Below are 20,575 nucleotides of genomic sequence, written 5' to 3' on the forward strand. Positions count from 1 at the left end.
GAACGCTATCGAATTACATGACAGGATGTGCAAGATGAGTAACAAGCCGTTGACCATTCGCGCGAAGTTGATGCTCGCGTTCGGGGTTCTGACCTGCGTCGTGCTGCTGGTGTCGGTGCTCGGCATCGTCTCCCTCAGCCGCGCGCATGGGAGGTTCTCGGACTACGTGAACGGCATCAACGCGCGCGCGACGCTCGCCGACCGCGTGCACGTCGCGGTTGACCGGCGCGCAATCGCCGCGCGCAACATCGTGCTCGCAGGCTCCGCGGCCGACGTCGAACACGAAAAGGAGGCGGCGCTGCAGGCGGACCGCGACGTCGGCACCCTGCTTCGCCAGTTGCGGCTCGCCGTCGGCCCGGGCACCGACGCGACCGACAAGGCGCGCGAACTCGTCAGACAGATCGACACGGTCGAGACCAGCTACGGGCCCGTCGCGCGCGCGATCGTCGATGCCGCCGTGAACAACCGGCGCGATCAGGCGATCACGATGATCGACGAACAGTGCCGCCCGCTGCTGGTCCGGCTCGTCGCCGCGACCGACGCCTTTGCGACCTATTCGCGCGAGCGGGCCGCGCAGCTCGTGACCGATTCGGGCGACCGCTATACGTCGCAACGGCTGCTGCAGATCGCCATCTGCCTCGCCGCGGCGGTCGGTGCGATGGTGGCCGGCTGGGCGATCGCGCGCGACCTGATCCGCTCGCTCGGCACCGAACCGGCAATGCTCAACGGCATCGCGCAGCGCATCGCTGCCGGCGACCTCGCCGGCAACGCCGCGAGCGCCGCTGCACCGCGCGGCAGCGTGCTGGCGTCGATGCACGAAATGCAGGCGAACCTCGTGCGGCTGATCGCGCAGGTCCGCGCCGCGTCGAGCAACGTCGCGGCGGGAGCGAGCCAGATCGCGTCCGGCAACGTCGACCTGTCGTCCCGCACCGAACAGCAGGCCGCATCGCTGCAGGAAACCGCGTCGAGCATGGAGCAATTGACGTCGACCGTGCGGCTGAACGCCGACAACGCCCAGCAGGCCAGAGCGCTGGCCGACAACGCGTCGCAAGTCGCACAGCGCGGCAACGTCGCGGTCGGATCGATGGTCGAGACGATGACTGACATCAGCGCCGGTTCAGCCAAGATCGCCGATATCACCGGGATCATCGAAAGCATCGCGTTCCAGACCAACATCCTCGCGCTGAACGCGGCCGTCGAGGCGGCCCGCGCCGGCGAGCAAGGGCGCGGCTTCGCAGTGGTCGCGAGCGAGGTCAGAAGCCTCGCCCAGCGCTCGTCGAGCGCCGCGAAGGAAATTCGCGAGCTGATCTCGCATTCGGTGGAGAAGATCGAAGACGGATCGCGCCTCGCGAACCACGCGGGCGACACGATGAGCCAGGTGACGCAGGCCGTCGCGCGGGTGACGGACATCATGGGCGAGATCGCGGCGGCGTCGAGCGAGCAAAGCCGCGGCATCGAGCAGGTCACGCTGGCGATCACACAGATGGATGAAGTCACGCAGCAAAATGCCGCGCTCGTCGAGGAAGCGGCCGCCGCATCCCGATCGCTCGAAGAACAGGGCAGCCAGCTGGCCAACGCAGTCGCGCTGTTTCGACTCGATGAGAGCGCAGCCCACGCGTAGCCGCACGCGGCCGGTTCATACTGGCCGCAAACGTTTTGCAGCACGAATTCACCAAATAGTGAGCATTCGGCCGCGTCGACCGCGACGCGCCACAATTCCTTAACGGCCGCGTCACGATCGCGCTCGACAATCCGCCATCTTCGACCTTCAGGATGGAGTCCGCATGATCGTGTCACCCCGCCGTTTTCCGCTGCACGTCGCAGCACTCGCGAGCGCGCTCGCACTGGCCGCCTGCGGCGGCGGCGACGACGTCGCATCGACCCCGGCGACCAGCGCCGCGATGCCGGCGCCGCCCGCCGACCCCGGCTTCGTCGACAGCGCACCGGTGCCGAGCGTGCCGGCGTTCGTCGACAACATCGCGACCAACCAGCGCGGCGACGCGCGCTATGCGACGTTGTCGACCAACGCCGCGGTGCGGGTCGTGAGCCGCTTCCTCGATCTGTGGCAGCCGTCGACGATGATCGTCGACGCGGGCGTGAACGCGCCGGCCAACGGCGCGTTTCCGGCCGTGGTGGCGTCGACGTGCTCCGGCCTGCCCAGCAGCGGCACGCCGTGCGGCACGATTCTGAACGGCACGGTGCTCGCCGCCAACGTTCAATACGTGGTCGACGCAACGACCGCACGCACGCAGCAGCAGGCCGATGCGGCCTACTTCGACGACCGGCGCGGCAAAGGCTACAGCGTGACCGACGGGATGGGCCCGCTCACCGACGCGTGGCGCACGGCCGCGCAGCAGACGACCAGCATCACCAGCGTGCCGGCCGATGCGACCACGGTGCTGTACAACGACGCCGGCAACAACACCGGCGTCGGCAGCAGCACCAACGCGAACTTCGGCAAGGTCGTCGATCTGCTCAACGAAATGGGCACCAACGCGTCGACCGAACCGTCGAAGCGCTTCTACAAATATGCGCGTCCGTACCGCTGGAGCGCCGCGGTCGCCGTCGCGCCGACGCTCGTGCCCGCCGAAAGCGCGACGCCCGCCACCGACGGCGGCTTCATCAGCGGCCACGAGGCCGAAGCGATGCGCGACGCGACGACGATGGCGTGGCTCGTGCCGGAGCGCTTCCAGGAGATGGTGAGCCGCGGCCTCGAACTCGGCGAGAACCGGATCCTCGCCGGCATGCATTCGCCGCTCGACGTGATCGGCGGCCGCATGCTCGCGCTCGCCATCAGCGCGGCGAACCTGACCGCCTACGCGAGCGACGCGCAGGCCGCGTACGGTCAGGCGCATCAGGCGCTGCAGCAGCTCACGGGAACGACCGACGCGACGTTCGCCGCGTTCGCGCATTCGGGCACCACGGCGACCGACCGGTTCGCCGATTACACCGCGAACCGGGCCGCGTTCCTGCGCCGCCTGACGTTCGGCTTCGGCGCGATCGAATCGACCGACGCGCCGCCCGTCGTGCCCAAGGGCGCCGAGGTGCTGCTGCAGACGCGCTTCCCGTACCTGAGCGCGGACCAGCGGCGGGTCGTGCTGAAGACCACCGAGCTGCCGTCGGGCTACCCGGTGATGGACGATGCGGAAGGCTGGGGCCGCCTGAACCTGTTCACCGCGGCCGACGGCTACGGCACGTTCAACGGCAACGTGGTCGTGTCGATGGACGCGTCGCGCGGCGGCTTCTACGCGGCCGACCAGTGGCGCAACGACATCGGCGGCGCCGGCAAGCTGACGCTGCAAGGCACCGGCACGCTGACGCTCGCCGGCAACAACAGCTACACGGGCGGCACGCAGGTGAACGGCGGCACGCTCGCCGCGGCGTCCGCGAGCGCGTTCGGCAACGGCGACGTGTACGTCGGCGCGGGCGGCGGCGTCCGGATCGCGGCGGCCGCGCCGGTCACGATCGCGACGCGTTACACGCAGCTCGCGAACACGACGCTCGAACTCGACATCGACGGCAAAGGCGGCGGCCGCCTGCGCGTCGGCGGCCCGCTCACCGTCGCCGGCGGCACGCTTCACGTGAAGTTCGTGAACGGCTATGCGCCGAAGGCCGGCGACACGATCGCGCTGATCGACGGCGCGGCGCTCGCCGCGAAGTTCGCGACGGTGACGGTCGACGGCTTCAAGGCAACGCCGGTTTATACGGCTACGGGCGTGTCGGTGGTGTTGTCGGCGTCCTGATCGGCGGTCCAGCCTCAGCGTGCCGCGCGGCCGTCGCGAGCACGCTGTGTGCAGGTCCCCATTTCATACCGGCCGGCACGCGCCTTGCTCGTCGCGACACGATCCACGGCATCTCCGAGGTATCGACGTGACGAGCCCATCAGCGCGCATCCATATCGGCATTTCCGGCTGGCGCTACGCCGGCTGGCGCGGCACCTTCTACCCGAAAGGGCTGAAGCAGGCCGACGAGTTGCGCTACGCAGCGAGCCGGCTGCAGACGATCGAGATCAACGGCACGCATTACAGCCTGCAATCGCTCGCCAGCTGGCGGCGCTGGTACGACGAAACGCCGCCCGGTTTTACGTTCGCGGTGAAAGGCGCACGCTATCTGACCCACATGCTGCGGTTTCGCGACGAAACCGCGACGGTCGCGTGCGCGAACTTTTTCGCGCAGGGGCTGCTTGCGCTCAACGACAAGCTCGGCCCGCTCCTCTGGCAATTTCCGCCGTCGCTGCGATTCGACCCCGACCACATGGAACACTTCCTCGGCCTGCTGCCGCACGATACCGGAGCGGCGCTGGCGCTCGCGCAACGGCACGACGGGCGGGTCAGGACGCCCTATCTCCAGATCGACCGCAAGCGCGCATTACGACACGCGATCGAAGTGCGTCACGCGAGCTTCGTCGACCCGGCGTTCGTGAAGCTGCTGCGCCGGCACGCGGTCGCGCTGGTCGTGTCGGATTCGACGGAACCGTGGCCGCAGTTCGAGGACCTGAGCGCCGACTTCGTCTACATGCGGCTGCACGGCACCGAGACCAAATATTCGGGCGAGTACTCGGATGCGTCGCTCGACCGCTGGGCGCAGCGCATCGAAACGTGGAGCCGCGGCGCGCAGCCGGCCGACGCGCGCCTCGCCGCACCGGACCTCGCGCCGCCGCGCGCGCATGCGCGCGCCGTCTACTGCTACTTCGACAACGATACGAAGACGCGCGCGCCGTTCGATGCGCGGCGCCTGATGGCGCGCCTCGGCGTGCGGGCGCACGACGCGGCGGCCGCAGCGGACAGCGCGCCGCAGGCTGAACCGCAACCGCAAGGAGAAGAACGATGACCCTGCTCATCTATCTGGTCGGATGGCTCATTTTCATCGGCGGCGTCGCGTGGGGCTTGATCGCGCTGCACGTGTCGCAGCATGTCGTCGAGATCGTCGCCGTGATCCTGTTCGGCATCGCGGTGATCACGGGCGCCACGCGCGCGCGCAGCCGCGATCGCACCTAGGCGCGGGCGTCACGCGGCGTCGAGATAGGCGGCGAGCGCGTCGGGGCTCGCGGACGGAAACGCATCGGACAGATGCGCGAGAAACGCGGACACGCGCGCGCTCAACAGCCGCCGCGACGGATACAGCGCCCATAGCGCGATGTCCGGCCCCGGCACGTCGCCCCAGCTGACGAGCGTGCCGGCCGCGAGGTCGCCGCTCACGAGCGACACCGGCAAGCACGCGGCGCCGAGCCCGAGGCGCACCGTATCGCGCACCATCACCAGCGACGACAGCCGCGCCACCGGTTCGAACGCGATGCGAGCCGGCCCGGCCGGCCCGATCACGTCCCACGCGGTGCGCAGGTCGTCGGCGGTGCGCACGACGGCCGGCGCGGCGGCGCCGTCGCCGGGTCGCGAGAGCGCCGGCGTCGCGACCACCGCCAGCCGGTCGCGCAGGAACACGCGGCCGATCAGCGTTGCGTCCGGGTCGGGGTTCACGCGGATCACGAGGTCGTAGCCTTCTTCGATCATGTCGACCGGCCGGTCGTCGGTCGTCACTTCCAGTCGCACCTCCGGATACTTCAACGCGAACGTCGCGACGAGCTTGCCCATCGCCAGCTGCGAGAACAGCATCGGCGCGCTGATGCGCAGCCGGCCGCGCGGCCGCTCGCCGCCCGACGCGATCGCGGCGGCGCTGTCGGCCAGCTCGGCGAGCAGCGCACCGGTGCGCTCGTACAGCGCGCGCCCTTCCTGCGTCAGCGTCACGCCGCGCGAGCCGCGCTCGAACAGGCGCAGCGCGAGGCTGTTCTCCAGCTCCGACACGCGGCGCGACAGCGTCGCCTTCGGGCGCCCGGCCGCACGCGCAGCTTCGCCGAAGCTGCCATGACGGGCGACCAGATTGAAATCGGCAAGCGCGAGCAGGTCCATGGGTTCCACCAATGCGTTTCCTCAATGCGTTCCACCAATGAGACACCGAGTCTATTTATCACATCTTCCGGTCCGCAGGTGGATCACCTAACTTACGAGGGCAGGTCAACCCAACCGTTATTTCAGGAGCAGACATCATGACCATTCTCGTTACCGGTGCCACCGGCCGCGTCGGCCGCCAGGTCGTCCAGCAACTCGTCGAGCGCGGCGCCAGCGTGCGCGCGTTGGTGCGCGATCCGTCGAAGGCCGATTTCCCGGCCGCGGCGAACGTCGTGCAGGGCGACATGCTCGACATCGACTCGCTGCGCAATGCCTATTCGGGCGTGCGCACGCTGTTCCTGCTCAACGGCGTGGCGGGCGACGAATTCACGCAGGCGCTGATCGCGCTGAACCTCGCCCGCGACGCGGGGATCGAGCGCGTCGTCTATCTGTCGGTGCTGCACGCGGACCGCTTCGTCGACGTGCCGCACTTCGCCGTGAAATTCGGCGCCGAGCGGATGATCGAACAGCTCGGCTTCAGCGCGACGATCCTGCGTCCCGCGTACTTCATGGACAACGAACGGATGGTCAGGGACGTGATCGTCGGCCACGGCGTCTATCCGATGCCGATCGGCGGCAAGGGCGTCGCGATGGTCGACGTGCGCGACATCGCGGAAGTCGCGGCGCTCGAGCTGATCCGCCGCAACGACGCGCCGGGCAAGCTGCCGGTCGAGACGATCGACCTGGTCGGCCCCGATACGCTGACCGGCGAGCAACTGGCGGGCATCTGGTCGGAGATTCTCGGCCGTCCGGTTGCGTATGGCGGCGACGATCCCAGCGCGTTCGAAAACAATCTGGCGACCTTCATGCCGAAATGGATGGCGTACGAAATGCGCTTGATGGCACAACGCTACGTCAGCGACGGGATGGTGCCGCAAAGCGGCGCCGTCGAACGGTTGATCGAGATCCTGGGGCGGCCGCTGCACACGTACCGCGCGTTCGCGACGGCGCTGGCTGGGTGAGTGGTGAGTGTTGTGGGTGGTGCTGGCGCGCTAGCGCCAGCGCCGGATGAGCCGGATGAGCCAGATGTGCCGATGCGCCGATGCGCCGATGTGTCGATGCGCAAGTGCGCTGGTGCGCCGATGTGTCGATGCGCAAGTGCGCTGGTGCGCCGGGACGCACTGGCATGCGATGCGCGGTAAGGCGATGCGCCGTGCTGCGGCGCGGTGCGGTTGGTCGGATGCGGCTGGACGCCGTCGAGCCGGTCGTCATCGGCGGCCGGTTCGCGGCGATCGCCGCGACCGATCTACCGCCGCGATGGCCGCGACCGGCGCCATCACGGCAAAACGCCCCGCACATCGACCACCCCGCATCGCCGCATTCACGACCCAAGCAGCCGCGTGACGGCCTCCCTATAATCGGACCTTTCGCCGCGTTCGCGCGCGATGACGCAGCACTTCCCATTCCGGGCAACACCCTTCGCCTCTGGAGACGAGATGACCCTCCCCGCCGTTCCGTTCGCCGAATCGTTCGATCTCGAAGCCGCATTCGACGACGTATCCGAATACTGGTCGCCCAAGGTGGTCGCGCAGGTCAACGATCAGTACGTCAAAGTCGCGAAGGTGCGCGGCCGGCTCGTGTGGCACGACCATGTCGGCGAAGACGAGCTGTTCTTCGTCGTGCGCGGCCACCTGAAGATCGAGTATGAAGGCGGCCGCGTCGTCGATCTGCCCGCCGGCTCGATGCACGTGGTGCCGCGCGGCACGCTGCACAACCCGATCGCCGAAGAAGAATGCTGGATCGTGCTGATCGAGCCCGTGCAGACGAAGCACACCGGCGACGTGCAGTCGCCGTTGACGCGCACGCTCGACGAGCAGCTCGGTCAGCCGCAGCCGCGCTGAATTCGCGCGCGTCGCGGGCGGCGCAAGCCCGCGCGCGACGGGCGGTGCACGCGGTTCGATATCGCGCGACCGCAGCGAACGCGCTTCCCGTTACCGCGGACATCATATGTATCCAGCACGCGGGTACGCGCAGGCGGCACCCCGCGCTCGGCGCGGCTCGGGCGGCCGGCGCTTCGGGCGCACGCAGCCGCACGCTGCCGCACGCAGCACCTCGCGCAGCACCTCCCGCAGCAAGCCCCGCCAACCGCCCCGCCCGCCTCAGCCGCGCACCGCCGCGATGCCGTCGAGTTCGCGCATCGCATCGTCCGGCAGCGTCAGCGCGCCGGCGGCCAGATTCTCGCGCAGATGAGCGACCGACGACGTGCCCGGAATCAGCAGGATGTTCGGCGCGCGGCGCAGCAGCCACGCGAGCGCGGTCTGCATCGGCGTCGCGCCGAGCCGCGCGGCGACCGCGTCGAGCGTCGACGACTGCAACGGGTTGAAGCCGCCGAGCGGAAAGTACGGGACGTACGCGATGCCGTCGCGTGCGAGCGCGTCGATCAGGCCATCGTCGTCGCGATGCGCGAGGTTGTAGTGGTTCTGCACGCACGCGATGTCGCAGATCCGCCGCCCTTCGGCGATCTGCGCGGCCGTCACGTTGCTCAGCCCGATGTGCCGCACGAGGCCCTGCCGCTGCAGTTCGGCGAGCGCGCTCAGCGGCGCCTCGATCGAGCCTTCGGCCGGCCCGTGCACGTCGAACATGATGCGCAGGTTGACGACGTCGAGCACGTCGAGGCCCAGGTTGCGCAGGTTGTCGTGCACGGCCGCGGCGAGCGCGTCGGCGGAGAAGGCCGGCAGCCACGAGCCGTCGTCGCCGCGCATCGCACCGACCTTGGTCACGATCAGCAGATCGTCGCGATACGGGTGCAGCGCTTCGCGAATCAGCTGGTTCGTCACATGCGGGCCGTAGAAGTCGCTGGTGTCGATGTGGTCGACGCCCGCCGCCACGGCTTCGCGCAGCACCGCGAGCGCGGCGTCGCGATCCTTCGGCGGCCCGAACACGCCGGGCCCGGCCAGCTGCATCGCGCCGTAACCGAGACGGTGAACGCGCCGGCCGGCGATGGCGAACGTGCCCGATTGAACGATGGGGGACATGATCGTGCTCCTGTTTTCGAATGACAGAACGCAGGTTACGCCGCCTCGCACTGCGCGATAACCCGTCATAATCTGCACGACCTGTACGAAAGGACGAACAATGCAAGTCGATCTCGGCGATCTGAACGCGTTCGTGGCGGTGGCGCGCGCGAGGGGCTTTCGCGAGGCCGCGCGGCTGGCCGACGCGAGCGCGTCGGGGCTCAGCGAGGCGGTGCGCCGGCTGGAGGCGCAGTTGGGAGTCCGGCTGCTGCACCGGACGACGCGCAGCGTGTCGCCGACCGAAGCCGGCGAGCGTCTGCTGGCGCGGCTCACGCCCGCGCTGAGCGAGGTGCAGGCCGCGCTCGACGTGGTGAACACGTTCCGCGAGCGGCCGGTCGGCACGCTCAAGCTCAATGTGCCGACCAGCGCGGCGCGGCTCGTGCTGCCGTCGATCATCCCGCGCTTTCTCGACGCGTATCCGGAGATCCGGCTCGACATCGTCGCGGACGAGAGCTTCGTCGATATCCTGGCGGCCGGCTGCGACGCCGGCATACGCTACGACGACCGCCTCGAACAGGACATGATCGCCGTGCCGATCGGCCCGCGCTCGCAGCGCTTCGCGACCGCGGCGGCGCCCGCCTATCTCGCGCGGCGCGGCCGGCCGGCCCATCCGCGCGAGCTGCTCGACCACGCGTGCCTGCGCGGCCGGTTCGCGAGCGGCGCGATGCCGGCGTGGGAGTTCGAGCGCGACGGCGAAGTGGTGCGCGTCGAGCCGTCGGGGCCGCTCGTCGTGCAGATCGGCGGCGCCGTCGATCTCGTCGTCGATGCCGCATGCGCGGGCGTCGGCATCGTCCACCTGTACGAAGACTGGCTCGCGCCGCAGCTCGCGAGCGGCGCGCTCGAGCCCGTGCTCGACGCGTGGTGGCGGCCGTTCTCCGGCCCGTATCTGTACTATCCGGGCCGGCGCTTCGTGCCCGCGCCGCTGCGCGCCTTCGTCGACTTCATCAAGGCCGAGGCCGCGTAACGCATGACGTGGCGCGGGTGTCCGACGGCCGCCGGATCACCGTAGCCCCACGTCGATGTCGACCGTGGTCCGCGCGGGCTTTCCGTCGCCTAAGCACACACACCGCTATACCTGCACCGCTGCATACGTTCGCCAACTTCATCAAGGCCGACGCCGCGTAACGCATGACGTGGCGCGGGTGTCCGACGGCCGCCGGATCACCGTAGCCACACGTCGATGTCGGCCGTGGTCCGCGCGGGCTTTCCGTCGCCTAAGCACACACACCGCTATACCTGCACCGTTGCACACGTTCGCCGATTTCATCGAGGCCGACGCCGCGTAGCGCATGACGTGGCGCGGATGTCCCCGCCCGCGCCCGCCTTCCGCCCCACAAGCCCCCCACCTCTACACAAGCCGCACCGCCAGCGCCGGCAGCATCACACACGCGCCGATCGCCAGAAACTTCCCCGCGCTCACCTGCAGCCCGTCGCGCCGGATCGCCGCGAGCCACAGGATCGTCGCGAGCGAGCCGGTGACGGACAGGTTCGGCCCGAGATCGACGCCGATCAGCAGCGCATCAACCACCGGCTGCGGGCTGTGCGCGACGCCCACGATCGCGCCGGCGACGAGCCCCGCAGGCAGGTTGTTGACGAGGTTCGACGCCAGCGCGATGGCGACGCCCGACGCGGCCGCCGCATGCGCCGTACCGCCGGCCGTCAGCGTGCGCAGCAACGCCGCCAGCGCATCCACCGCGCCGGTCCGCTCGAGCGCCTCGACCAGCACGAACAGTCCGGCCACGAGCGGCAGCACGCTCCACGAAATCGCGCGCAGCGTCGGCCCGCAGGCCGCGCGATCGCGCGCCAGCACACAGGCCGCGGTCAGCGCGCCGGCCAGCGCAGTCGGCAAGCCGAGCGGCCGGTCGAGCAGCGACACGATCATCAGTGCGGCGGCCGTCGCCGCGATGCCGGCCAACGCGATGCGCGCGCCCGCGCTCAGCGAGGGCACCGGCAGATCGCACGCACACCGGCCGCGCAACGCGTGACGCTGCGTCGCGCGCAGCATCGCGTAGGTACACGCGATCGACGCGATGGACGGCAGCGCGAAGCGTGCGAGCCAGGTGCCGAGCGCGGGCATGTGCGCACCGTACAGCACGAGATTCGCGGGGTTCGAGATCGGCAGCACGAAGCTCGCCGCGTTCGCGACGAACGCGCAGACGTACAGCAGCGGCAGCGGGTCCGTCTTCGCGCGGCGCGCAGCCGCGAACACGGCCGGCGTCAGCACGACGGCGGTCGCGTCGTTCGACAGGAACACGGTCGTGACGGTGCCGACCAGATAGACGAGCGCGAACAGCCGCCGCGGCGAACCGCGCGCGCCGTTCACGACGTGGGCCGCGACCCAGTCGAACAACCCCTCGCGCCGCGCCACTTCGGACAGCAGCATCATCCCGGTCAGGAACGGGTACACGTCGCCGCCTTTCGCCACGGCCGCGAGCGCCGCGTCGGCCGGCAACAGGCCGAGGGCGACCAGCAGCACCGCGCCGGCCACGGCCCAGATCGCCTCGGGCCAGCCGAACGGCCGCACGATCACGCCGGCGGTCGCGAGCGCGGCGATCGACCACGCGAACGGAGCGGAATTCATCGGCATACCGGGCGGCTGCAATGCATCGACGCGCGCTTCATCGCGATGCGACCGGCAGGTCGGCCGGCTCACCGCCGTCCGCGCCGCCCGGCGGCTTGCCGCACGCCGCGCGCAGCGAGCGCGCATAGCCGAGCCACAGCGCGAGCGAGCCGGTCGACACCGCGCCCAGCACGACGAACGCGACCGGATAACCGTAATGCTGCGCGAGTACGCCGCCGAGCGTCGGGCTGAGCGCCGCGCCGATGCCCTGCACGGTCGCGACCGCGCCCTGCCCGGCGTTCACGTGGCCCGTGCCGTCGAGCAGGCGCACGACGAGCGCCGGCACGACGACGCTTTGCAGGCCGGCGCCGATCCCGTCGAGGATCTGCACCGGCCACACGCCGGCCTCGCTCATCAGCGCGGCCGCGAGCACGCCGCGCAGCGGCAGCGCCAGATACGACAGCAGCAGCACGCACCAGTATCCGTGCGCACGAATCAGCCGCGGCGCGCACCACGCCGCCGCGATCATCACGCATTGCGCGATCACGATGGTCTGCGCGGTAAACACGCTCGGATCGCTGCGGTGCGCGGCGACGACGCCCATTCCGTACAGCGGCAGCATCGCCGCGTTGCCGAGATGGAACAGCGCGAGCGATACGCCGAGCAGCACCAGCGGCCGGTTCGCGGCCACCGAGCGCCATGCGCGCGCAGGCCGCGCCGCGCCGCCGGCCGAGCGGCCGCGATCCGACGCCGGCTCGCCGCGCGCGCGGCCGGCTGCGTCGTCCGGCATCGCGAGGCCGCGCGCGCACGCATGGTCGATCGCCCGCGCCGGAATCGCGCACGCGCTCACGATCGCGAGCACCGCGAACGCGGCGACGAGCGCGAACACGGCATCGAATCCCGCGTGCCAGCCGAGCCAGCCGGCGAGTGCGGCGCCGACCACGTTGCCGGCGTGATTCGCCATCTGGTTGCGGCCGAACTGGCGGTCGAAGCCCTGTCTGCGCGCGATGCCGAGCGTCATGCCGGCGATGGCCGGCGCGAGCGCCGCGCCGCACACCGCGGCCACGACCTGCGATGCGGCGACGGCCCCGTAGCCGTCGGCGAAACGCAGCGTCAGCGACGCGAGCGCGGTCGCGGCTGTCGCGCAGACGATCAGCAGCCGCTTCGCGCGCAGCGCGTCGACGAGCGCGCCGGCGGCCGGCGTCGCGGCCATCGCCGCGAGCCCGGCGAGCGTCATCACGGAGCCGATCGCGTCGGCGCTCCACCCGCGCGACAGCAGGATCACGCCGGCGAACGGGCCGATCCCGGCCTGCACGTCGGCGATGAAGAAGTTGAGCGCCTCGAGCGCGCGCGCCGGTCGCATGGTCGCCGCGCGTTCAGTCGGCCGGCGCATCGACGAGCTCGGCGATCTCGACGACGTCGATCGTCGTGCCGTGCGGCGTGACGACCGCATCGCCCCACACCTGCACGTGCGTGCCGGGACGCAGGTAGTCGGCGAGTTCGGCGGCCGCGTGCGGCGGCATGCGCAGCGCCGCGCCGCTCGTCAGCAGCGCGCCGTTGCACTCGCCGCGCGGGCCATGCAGCGCGAACGCGATCTGGCCGCACAGGTCGATCGGCTCGCGGGCGGGATGCGGCCGCGCATGCGGTTCGGGGCCGGGGCCGGTGTCGACCAGCTCGGCGCCGTCGCGAGCGGTCAGCTGCACGGCCGCCACCATGTCGGCGCCGCGCGGCTTGACGCCGCGCACGCGGATGCGGTCGCCGCTGGCCACGTGCCGCACCAGCGCGCGGCCGAGATGCGGCGGCACATGAACCTGCAGTTGGCCGTCGAGGATCAGCCCGTCGACTTCGCCATGCGGGTTGAGCAAAAACTGCGTGACGCGGCCGCGCGTTTCGGGCAGGCACGCCGGATCGATCCAGTGCATCGTGGGGTCCTCATCGGAGTGTCGCCGCAGGCGTCGCACCGAGGGCCGCGGCGTACGCTGCGGCGGCCGGGCGGCGCGCAGCGTCGAACGCGCGGCGACGGCGGCGTGACGGACCGCGACGACGGGTTGCGGTCCGCCTCTCTTTGCAAACGCCGTGCCAGTGCGCGCAGGCCCGCGCGGCCGTGCGGCGATCGCGGCGGTCACGCCCCAGGTGTCGGAAAGACGGACAGCAGCAGCCGGCCGGTGTCGGGAAACCCGACACCCGCTGCGCCGTTCAGTCGTCGCGCTCGATGCCGAGGCTCGCCATCCGCGCGTACAGCGACTGGCGGCCGATGCCGAGCTGCCGCGCCGCCTGCGCGCGATTGCCGTTCGCGAGCGCCAATGCGCGCAGGATCGCGGCGCGCTCGACCGTCGCGAGCGCATCGGGCAGCGGCAGATCGAACAGGTACGCGGGCAGCGCGTCGTCCGCGGGCGCCGCCGACGCCGACGCTGATGCCAAGCCGAGCGCGAGATCGGCCGCGCCGATCGCGGGCCCGGGCGCGAGCGCAGCCGCGCGCTCCATCACGTTGCGCAGTTCGCGCACGTTGCCGGGCCAGCGGTGCGCGAGCAGCGCGCGCTGCGCATCGTTGGTCAGATACAGCGCACGCGCGCCGGCCGCGCGCTCGAGAAAATGCGCGGCGAGCGGCAGGATGTCGGCGACCCGCTCGGCGAGCGGCGGCAGATGCAGCGGGATCACGTTCAGCCGGTAGAACAGGTCTTCGCGGAACGTGCCGTTCGCCACCGCGGCCGCGAGGTCGCGGTGCGTCGCGGCCACCACGCGGAGGTCGATCGTCGTCGGCCGGTCCGCGCCGAGCGGCGTCACCTGACGCTCCTGCAGCGCGCGCAGCAGCTTCGCCTGCATCGCGGCCGGCATGTCGCCGATTTCGTCGAGGAACAACGTGCCGCCGTCGGCCTCGACGAGCCGCCCCGCGCGATCCGCATGCGCGCCGGTGAACGCGCCGCGGCGATGGCCGAACAGTTCGCTCTCGAGCAGCTCGGCCGGCACGGCCGCGCAGTTCACCGCGACGAACGGCCCGGCATGCCGCGCCGACGCCGCGTGCAGCACGCGCGCGGCCACTTCCTTGCCGGTGCCGGTTTCGCCGGTGATCAGCACCGTCGCGTCGCTGGTCGCGGCGCGGCCGAGCTGCTTCTGCACGTCGCGCATCGCGGCGCTCGCGCCGAGCAATCGCGGCCGGTCCGACGCGCTCTCGCCCGCGAACCGGGCCGGTTCGGCGTCGCCGGCCGGCAGCGGCGCATGCGCGGACACGATGCGCTCGAGCAGGCGCGCGATGTCGTCCCGCCCGACCGGCTTCGTCAGATGATCGAACGCGCCGAGCCGCATCGCGTCGATCGTGTTGTCGCTGGTCGCATGGGCGGTCAGCATCACGACCGGAATCGCGGCGAGCGCCGGGTCGTCGCGCAATTGCGCGAGCACCGCGAGGCCGTCGAGGTCCGGCAGCCGGAAGTCGAGGAACACGCAATCGACGCGCGCGCCGTCGCGCAGCGTCGCGAGCGCCGCGCGCGCGGATGCGGCCTCGACGACCCGATGACCGAGATCGCCGAGGGTTTCCGCGAGGCCGTCGCGGAATGCGGCGTCGTCGTCGACGATCAGGATGCTTGCCATGGGATCTCGATCACGAAGGAAGCGCCGCGCGGCGTCGTGTCGACCCACGCGCGGCCGCCGTGCGCCGCGGCCACTTCGCGCACGACCGCGAGGCCGAGGCCGGTGCCGTCCGCCCGGCCCGTCACGAACGGCTCGAAGATCCGCTCGCGCTGCGCGTCCGGTACGCCTGGCCCCGTATCCGACACCGTGAAGCGGAGCATCGCGCGCCCGTCGGCCGTCGAGCGCGCGGCCGCGACCGCGACCGCACCGCCGTCGCCCGCGTGGCGCAGCGCGTTGAGCAGCAGGTTGTCGAGCGCACGGCGCATCTGCTCCGCGTCGAACGCCGGGCCGTCGGCGGGCGCCGCGAAGCGCTCGCCCCGCCCGTCGGGCGTGCACGTCACGGCGATGGATTGCCGCTGCGCGAGCTCGCGATGCGCATCGACCACCTGCGGCAGCCACGTGTCGAGATCGACGCGCGTCGCGTGCGGGCTCACCGGCTGGGTCAGCGCGAGCAGGCCCGACAGTTGTGCGTCGATGCGGGCGATCTGCGCGAGGATGATGCGCAGCGCGTCCTGCTGCCGGCTCACGTCGCCGGCGAGCGCATTCTCCGCCTTCAGCCGCATCGCGCCCATCGGATTGCGGATTTCGTGCGCGAGCTGTGCAGCCAGCTTGCCGAGCATCGCGAAGCGCTCGGCCTGCACGAGCCGCGCGCCGAGTTCGCCGGCCTGCTGCTGCAGGCGTTCGGCCCGCCGCGTGCGCGCGTTGAACGCGTCGATGATGCGGTCGAGATCGGGCTCGCCCACGCGCGGCAGCTGCGCGTCGCGGCCCTCGGTCGACAGCGCCGCCTCGATGCGCCCGAGCTTGCGGTTCCAGCCGCGCAGCGCGAACGCGAGCCCCGCCGCGATCGCGAGCAGGACCGCGAGCACCGCCGCCAGCGCCGTCGCGAGCAACTCGCCATGCCGGCCGAGCGGCGGATGCGCGCGGGTCAGCATCCACGCGAACAGCCCCGGCATGCCGGGCACCGGGCAGGCCGCCGCGACGACCGCGTCCTGCGCGCCTTCGACCACGCTGGTCGACGCGATGCCGATCGCCGCGCTCGCGCGCAGCGTCCGCACGATCAGCGGCGTTTCGTCCTCCGGAACGTCGCGCTTGATGCCGCTGCCCTGATAGGTCGGAAACGCATACGCGACGAAGCGGCCGTCGGCGCCGGCGCCGCTGCGCGTCCAGAAGCCGCCTTCGACGTCCGGCGTGCGGGCGAGCACGATGTCGAGGACGGCGTGCATCCGGTCGGCGTCCGGTTGCGCGCCGGGCGGCGAGCCCGCGCCCGCGTAGCGCGACGCGACCGCTGCACACGCCGCCGCGGCCTGGGTGCGCGCATCGGCGATCTGCTCGCTCGCGGCGGAACGCGTGACGATCCACACGAGCGCGACGAGCGTCGCGCACAGCACGGCAACGAGTGACCACAACATCACGAGCTGGTTGGAAAACGACGGGCGCTTCATGGGGTCCGGCGGGGTTCCGGCGAAAAGGCGATCGCGACAGGATAGCGTAAAGCCTGCCGACCACCCAGGCGCGGGCCGGGCCGGGCTGGCGCGTCGGGCCCCCGCCGACGCGCCCGCGCCGTCAGCGCCGGTTCGAGCGCGACACCACGTCGATCCACACGGCCAGCACCAGCACCGCGCCCTTCACGATCATCTGCCAGTACGCGTCGACGTCGAGCATCGACATCCCGTTGTCGAGGCTCGCCATCACGAGCGCGCCGATCAGCGCGCCGTACACGGTGCCCGACCCGCCGCGCATCGACGTGCCGCCGATGAAGCACGCGGCGATCGCGTCGAGCTCGCCCATCGTGCCGGCCGACGGCGAGCCGGCCGCGAGCCGCGCGGTGTTGACGATGCCGGCAAACGCGCACATCAGCCCCATCAGCGCGAAGATCGCGAGCTTCACGCGATCGGTATCGACGCCGGACAGGCGCGTGGCCTCCAGGTTCGAGCCGACCGCATAGATGCGCCGGCCGAACACCGTCTGCGTCGCGATCCACGAGAACACGCCGAGCAGCGCGAGCAGCAGCAGCACCGGCACCGGAATGCCGCCGTAGCGATCGAGCGTCGCGACGAACGCGAACAGCACGGCGCCGGCGCCGACGACCTTCGCGACGTCCTGCCACGGCGGCACGACCGCGAGCCGGTAGCGGCGCCGCGTGCCGCGCTGCCGCACGACCAGCAGCGCGACGAGCGCGAACAACAGCACCGCGAGGCCGTCGCCCACCGCGCGCGGCAGATAGCCCTGGCCGAGGAACACGAAGCCGTCGGACACCGGCGCGATCGTCGAGCCGCCGGTCACGCCGAGCAGGATCCCGCGGAATGCGAGCATCCCGCCGAGCCCGACGATGAACGACGGCACGCGCCGATAGGTCGACCACCAGCCATTGAACAGCCCGACCAGCACGCCGAGCGCGAGCACCGCCGGCACCGTCGCGGCCACCGGCCAGTGGCGGTTGACGTCGAGGATCGCCGCGACGCCGCCGAGCAGCCCGAGCAGCGAGCCGACCGACAGGTCGATCTCGCCGGCGATGATGACGAACACCATCCCGCACGCGAGCATGCCGGTGATCGACATCTGCCGCAGCAGGTTCGACACGTTGCGCGGCGTGACGAACGCGCCGTCGGTCAGCACCGAGAAGAACGCCCAGATCGCGACGACCGCGAACAGCAGCGCGAGCACCTTGTAGCGCACGAAGATCTGCCGCAGCGGATGGCCGCGCAGGCGGCGCGCGTCGGCGTCCGGCGGCACGGCGGAAGAGGAGGAAAGTTCGGTATTCATGTCGCACTCGCTGCAATGGGTTCGGCCGGACGCCGCGCGGGCTTCAGCGCGGCGCCGAGAATCTGTTCCTGCGTGAGACCGTCGTTCGCGAAATCGCCGCGCAGCTCGCCTTCGCCGATCACCAGCACGCGATCGGCGAGCCCGAGCACTTCCGGCAGCTCCGACGACACGACGATCAGCGCGACGCCGCGCCGCGCGAGCGCGAAGATCAGCCGGTAGATCTCGGCCTTCGCGCCCACGTCGACGCCGCGGGTCGGCTCGTCGAGGATCAGCACCTGCGGGTCGGCGAGCAGCATCCGCGCGAGCACCGCCTTCTGCTGGTTGCCGCCCGACAGGCTCGCGATCGGCAGGAACGGATGCGCGGCGCGCACCGACAGCCGCTGCATCTCGGTGCGGATCGCGTCGAGCTCGGCGGCCGCGTCGATCCGGCCGCGCGTGGCGAACCGGCGCAGCACCGACAGCGTGATGTTGTGGCCGACGCCGAGCTGCGGCACGATCCCGTGACGCTTGCGATCCTCGGGCACCATCGCGATGCCCGCGCGGATCGCATCGGCCGGCGAGCGGATCGCGAGCGGCCGCCCGTTCATCCGCACGGTGGCCGTGCTCGCCCCCGGATACGCGCCGAAGATCGCCTGCATCAGCTCCGTACGGCCCGCGCCGACCAGCCCGGCCACGCCGAGGATCTCGCCGCGCCGCACGCTGAACGACACGTCGTCGACGCGCTTGCGGCGCGGGTTGGCGACGTCGTGACAGGTCACGTTGCGCGCTTCGAGCACGACCTCGCCGATCTCGTGCGGCTCGCGCGGATACAGGTTGCCGATGTCGCGCCCGACCATCATCGAGATGATCCGGTCGGTGCTCAGCGCGCGCATCGGCTCGGTCGCGACGTGGCGGCCGTCGCGGATCACGGTCACGGTGTCGCACACCGCGTCGATCTCGTCGAGCTTGTGCGAGATGTACACGCACGCGACGCCGCGGCGCTTCAGGTCGCGCACGATGTCGAGCAGGATGCGCGTTTCCGCGGCGCTCAGCGACGACGACGGCTCGTCGAGGATCAGCAGCTTCGCGCGCTTGTTGAGCGCCTTCGCGATCTCGATCAGCTGCTGGTGGCCGCCGCCGTAGTTCATCACCGGCTGCGCGACGTTGATCGCGTCGATGCGCAGCTCGCGCAGCAGCGCCTCCGAGCGGCGCACCATCTCCGCGTAATGCATGCGGCCGCCCGGCAGCGTGATCTCGTTGCCGAGGAAGATGTTCTCCGCGACCGACAGCTCGGGCACGAGCATCAGCTCCTGGTGAATGATCACGATGCCCGCGCGCTCCGTGTCGCGCACGCCGGACGCGACGAGCGGCGCGCCTTCCCAGCGGATCTCGCCGTCCCACGTGCCGTGCGGATACACGCCCGACAGCACCTTCATCAACGTCGACTTGCCGGCGCCGTTCTCGCCGCACAGGCCGACGCATTCGCCGGGGCGCACGGTCAGGTCGATGCCGTCGAGCGCCTTCACGCCGTCGAATGCCTTGACGATGCCGCGCATCGTCAGCAAGGGTTCGGTCATACGTTCATTGCCTCGCAATCGGCACGCGGCCGCGCACAGGGCCGGCCGCGTGCAGCGCGCCGCGCGCGCCGTTACTGGCTCGCCAGCTGCGCCTGGGTGTAGAAGCCGTCCTTCACGACGATGTCGACGTTGCGCTTGGTGAGCAGCGTCGGCTGCAGCAGCACCGTGTCGACCTTCTTCCTGCCGTTGTCGTACTGCGCGTTGAACGCGGGCTTCGTGCCCTTCGCGAGATCGACCGCGAGCTTCGCGGCTTCGCTCGCGATCAGCTTCAGCGGCTTGTAGACGGTCATCGTCTGCGTGCCGGCGATCACGCGCTTGACCGCGGCGAGATCCGCGTCCTGCCCGGACACCGGCACCTTGCCGGCCAGATGCTGGGCGGCGAGCGCCTGGATCGCGCCGCCGGCCGTGCCGTCGTTGGACGCGACGATCGCATCGATCTTGTTGTTGTTGGCGGTCAGCGCGTCCTCGACGATGCGCAGCGCGGTCGAGGCGCTCCACTCGGGCACCCATTGCTGGCCGACCACCTTGATGTCGCCGCGATCGATCGCCGGCTTCAGCACCTTGAGCTGCCCTTCGCGCAGCATCTTCGCGTTGTTGTCGGTCGGCGCGCCGCCGAGCAGGAAGTAGTTGCCCTTCGGCTTCGCGTCGAACACGCCCTGCGCCTGCAGTTCGCCGACCTTCTCGTTGTCGAACGAGATGTAGGCGTCGACGTCCGCATCGAGGATCAGCCGGTCGTACGACACGACCTTGATGCCGGCCTTCCTCGCCTCGGCGACGACGTTGCCGAGCGTCTTCGAGTTGAACGGCACGATGACGATCACGTCGACGCCGCGCGAAATCAGGTTCTCGATCTGCGAAATCTGCCGCTCCTCGCTCGCATCGGCCGACTGCACCGACACCTTCGCGCCGAGCTTGGTTGCCGCCGCAACGAAATAGTCGCGGTCGCGCGACCAGCGCTCGACGCGCAGATCGTCGATGCAGAAGCCGATCTCGGGCTTGTCCTTGCTCGCATGCGCGAGCGGTGCGCCCAGTGCGAGGATCGCCAGCGCAGCGGCGCCGGCAAGCGAACTCAATACGGTACGACGCGTCACGGATTGCATGTCTCCACTCCTTGTT

At 70.8% G+C, this 20,575-nt stretch carries 17 protein-coding genes; 7 read left to right on the top strand and 10 right to left on the bottom strand.

The window, feature by feature from the left end; genetic code table 11:
- Positions 1-34 precede the first annotated feature (34 nt).
- From AK36_RS29165 to AK36_RS34050, 4 genes are all read left to right on the top strand, one after another.
- The gene (locus tag AK36_RS29165; protein WP_045579995.1) at positions 35-1,621 is read left to right on the top strand and encodes a methyl-accepting chemotaxis protein; all 1,587 of its coding nucleotides are present in this window, start codon (positions 35-37) and stop codon (positions 1,619-1,621) included.
- A 163-nt stretch (positions 1,622-1,784) separates the two neighbouring features.
- A complete protein-coding gene (locus AK36_RS29170; protein WP_011880489.1) occupies positions 1,785-3,743 on the top strand; it encodes a phosphatase PAP2 family protein in 1,959 nt (652 codons plus the stop codon).
- Positions 3,744-3,870: 127 nt separating this feature from the next.
- Positions 3,871-4,830, top strand: a complete 960-nt coding sequence (locus AK36_RS29175) for a DUF72 domain-containing protein (protein ID WP_011880490.1) — start codon at positions 3,871-3,873, stop codon at positions 4,828-4,830.
- Positions 4,827-4,997, top strand: coding sequence for a hypothetical protein (locus AK36_RS34050; RefSeq protein ID WP_011880491.1), 171 nt, complete (start codon positions 4,827-4,829; stop codon positions 4,995-4,997). Before AK36_RS29175 ends, AK36_RS34050 begins: the two co-directional genes overlap by 4 nt.
- A 9-nt stretch (positions 4,998-5,006) precedes the next feature.
- Here the strand turns inward: AK36_RS34050 and AK36_RS29180 are convergent, their stop codons facing one another.
- Positions 5,007-5,903, bottom strand: a complete 897-nt coding sequence (locus AK36_RS29180; RefSeq protein ID WP_011880492.1) for a LysR family transcriptional regulator — start codon at positions 5,901-5,903, stop codon at positions 5,007-5,009.
- A 137-nt stretch (positions 5,904-6,040) separates the two neighbouring features.
- Between AK36_RS29180 and AK36_RS29185 the strand changes: the two genes are divergently transcribed.
- Entirely contained in the window at positions 6,041-6,904 is an 864-nt protein-coding gene (locus AK36_RS29185) for an SDR family oxidoreductase (RefSeq protein ID WP_011880493.1), read from the top strand.
- Positions 6,905-7,378: 474 nt separating this feature from the next.
- Entirely contained in the window at positions 7,379-7,783 is a 405-nt protein-coding gene (locus AK36_RS29190) for a cupin domain-containing protein (RefSeq protein WP_011880494.1), read from the top strand.
- A 258-nt stretch (positions 7,784-8,041) separates the two neighbouring features.
- Here AK36_RS29190 and AK36_RS29195 read toward each other — a convergent pair whose 3' ends face one another.
- Entirely contained in the window at positions 8,042-8,917 is an 876-nt protein-coding gene (locus tag AK36_RS29195) for an aldo/keto reductase family oxidoreductase (RefSeq protein ID WP_011880495.1), read from the bottom strand.
- A 100-nt stretch (positions 8,918-9,017) separates the two neighbouring features.
- Here AK36_RS29195 and AK36_RS29200 point away from each other — a divergent pair, with 100 nt between their 5' ends.
- Positions 9,018-9,920: a LysR family transcriptional regulator gene (locus tag AK36_RS29200; protein ID WP_011880496.1), complete on the top strand. Its 903-nt coding sequence runs from the start codon at positions 9,018-9,020 to the stop codon at positions 9,918-9,920.
- A 384-nt stretch (positions 9,921-10,304) separates the two neighbouring features.
- Here the strand turns inward: AK36_RS29200 and AK36_RS29205 are convergent, their stop codons facing one another.
- From AK36_RS29205 to xylF, 8 genes are all read right to left on the bottom strand, one after another.
- A complete protein-coding gene (locus AK36_RS29205; protein ID WP_045579996.1) occupies positions 10,305-11,537 on the bottom strand; it encodes an arsenic transporter in 1,233 nt (410 codons plus the stop codon).
- A gap of 37 nt (positions 11,538-11,574) precedes the next feature.
- Entirely contained in the window at positions 11,575-12,879 is a 1,305-nt protein-coding gene (locus tag AK36_RS29210) for an MFS transporter (protein ID WP_011880498.1), read from the bottom strand.
- Positions 12,880-12,892: 13 nt separating this feature from the next.
- Complete coding sequence (locus AK36_RS29215) at positions 12,893-13,438, bottom strand: hypothetical protein (RefSeq protein WP_011880499.1); 546 nt, start codon at positions 13,436-13,438, stop codon at positions 12,893-12,895.
- Between the two features lie 274 nt (positions 13,439-13,712).
- Positions 13,713-15,101, bottom strand: a complete 1,389-nt coding sequence (locus AK36_RS29220; RefSeq protein WP_011880500.1) for a sigma-54-dependent transcriptional regulator — start codon at positions 15,099-15,101, stop codon at positions 13,713-13,715.
- Positions 15,086-16,582, bottom strand: a complete 1,497-nt coding sequence (locus AK36_RS29225) for a sensor histidine kinase (protein ID WP_045579829.1) — start codon at positions 16,580-16,582, stop codon at positions 15,086-15,088. The genes AK36_RS29220 and AK36_RS29225 overlap by 16 nt, the downstream gene beginning before the upstream one ends.
- 121 nt (positions 16,583-16,703) lie before the next feature.
- Positions 16,704-17,903 carry a sugar ABC transporter permease gene (locus AK36_RS29230; protein WP_011880502.1) on the bottom strand — a complete coding sequence of 400 codons (1,200 nt, stop codon included), beginning with the start codon at positions 17,901-17,903 and terminating at the stop codon, positions 16,704-16,706.
- Entirely contained in the window at positions 17,900-19,459 is a 1,560-nt protein-coding gene (gene xylG, locus AK36_RS29235) for a D-xylose ABC transporter ATP-binding protein (RefSeq protein ID WP_011880503.1), read from the bottom strand. Before xylG ends, AK36_RS29230 begins: the two co-directional genes overlap by 4 nt.
- Positions 19,460-19,530: 71 nt before the next feature.
- Complete coding sequence (gene xylF, locus AK36_RS29240; RefSeq protein WP_011880504.1) at positions 19,531-20,559, bottom strand: D-xylose ABC transporter substrate-binding protein; 1,029 nt, start codon at positions 20,557-20,559, stop codon at positions 19,531-19,533.
- Positions 20,560-20,575 lie beyond the last annotated feature (16 nt).

The sequence above is a fragment of the Burkholderia vietnamiensis LMG 10929 genome, assembly GCF_000959445.1.
In the GTDB taxonomy this organism is placed as follows: Bacteria; Pseudomonadota; Gammaproteobacteria; order Burkholderiales; family Burkholderiaceae; genus Burkholderia; species Burkholderia vietnamiensis.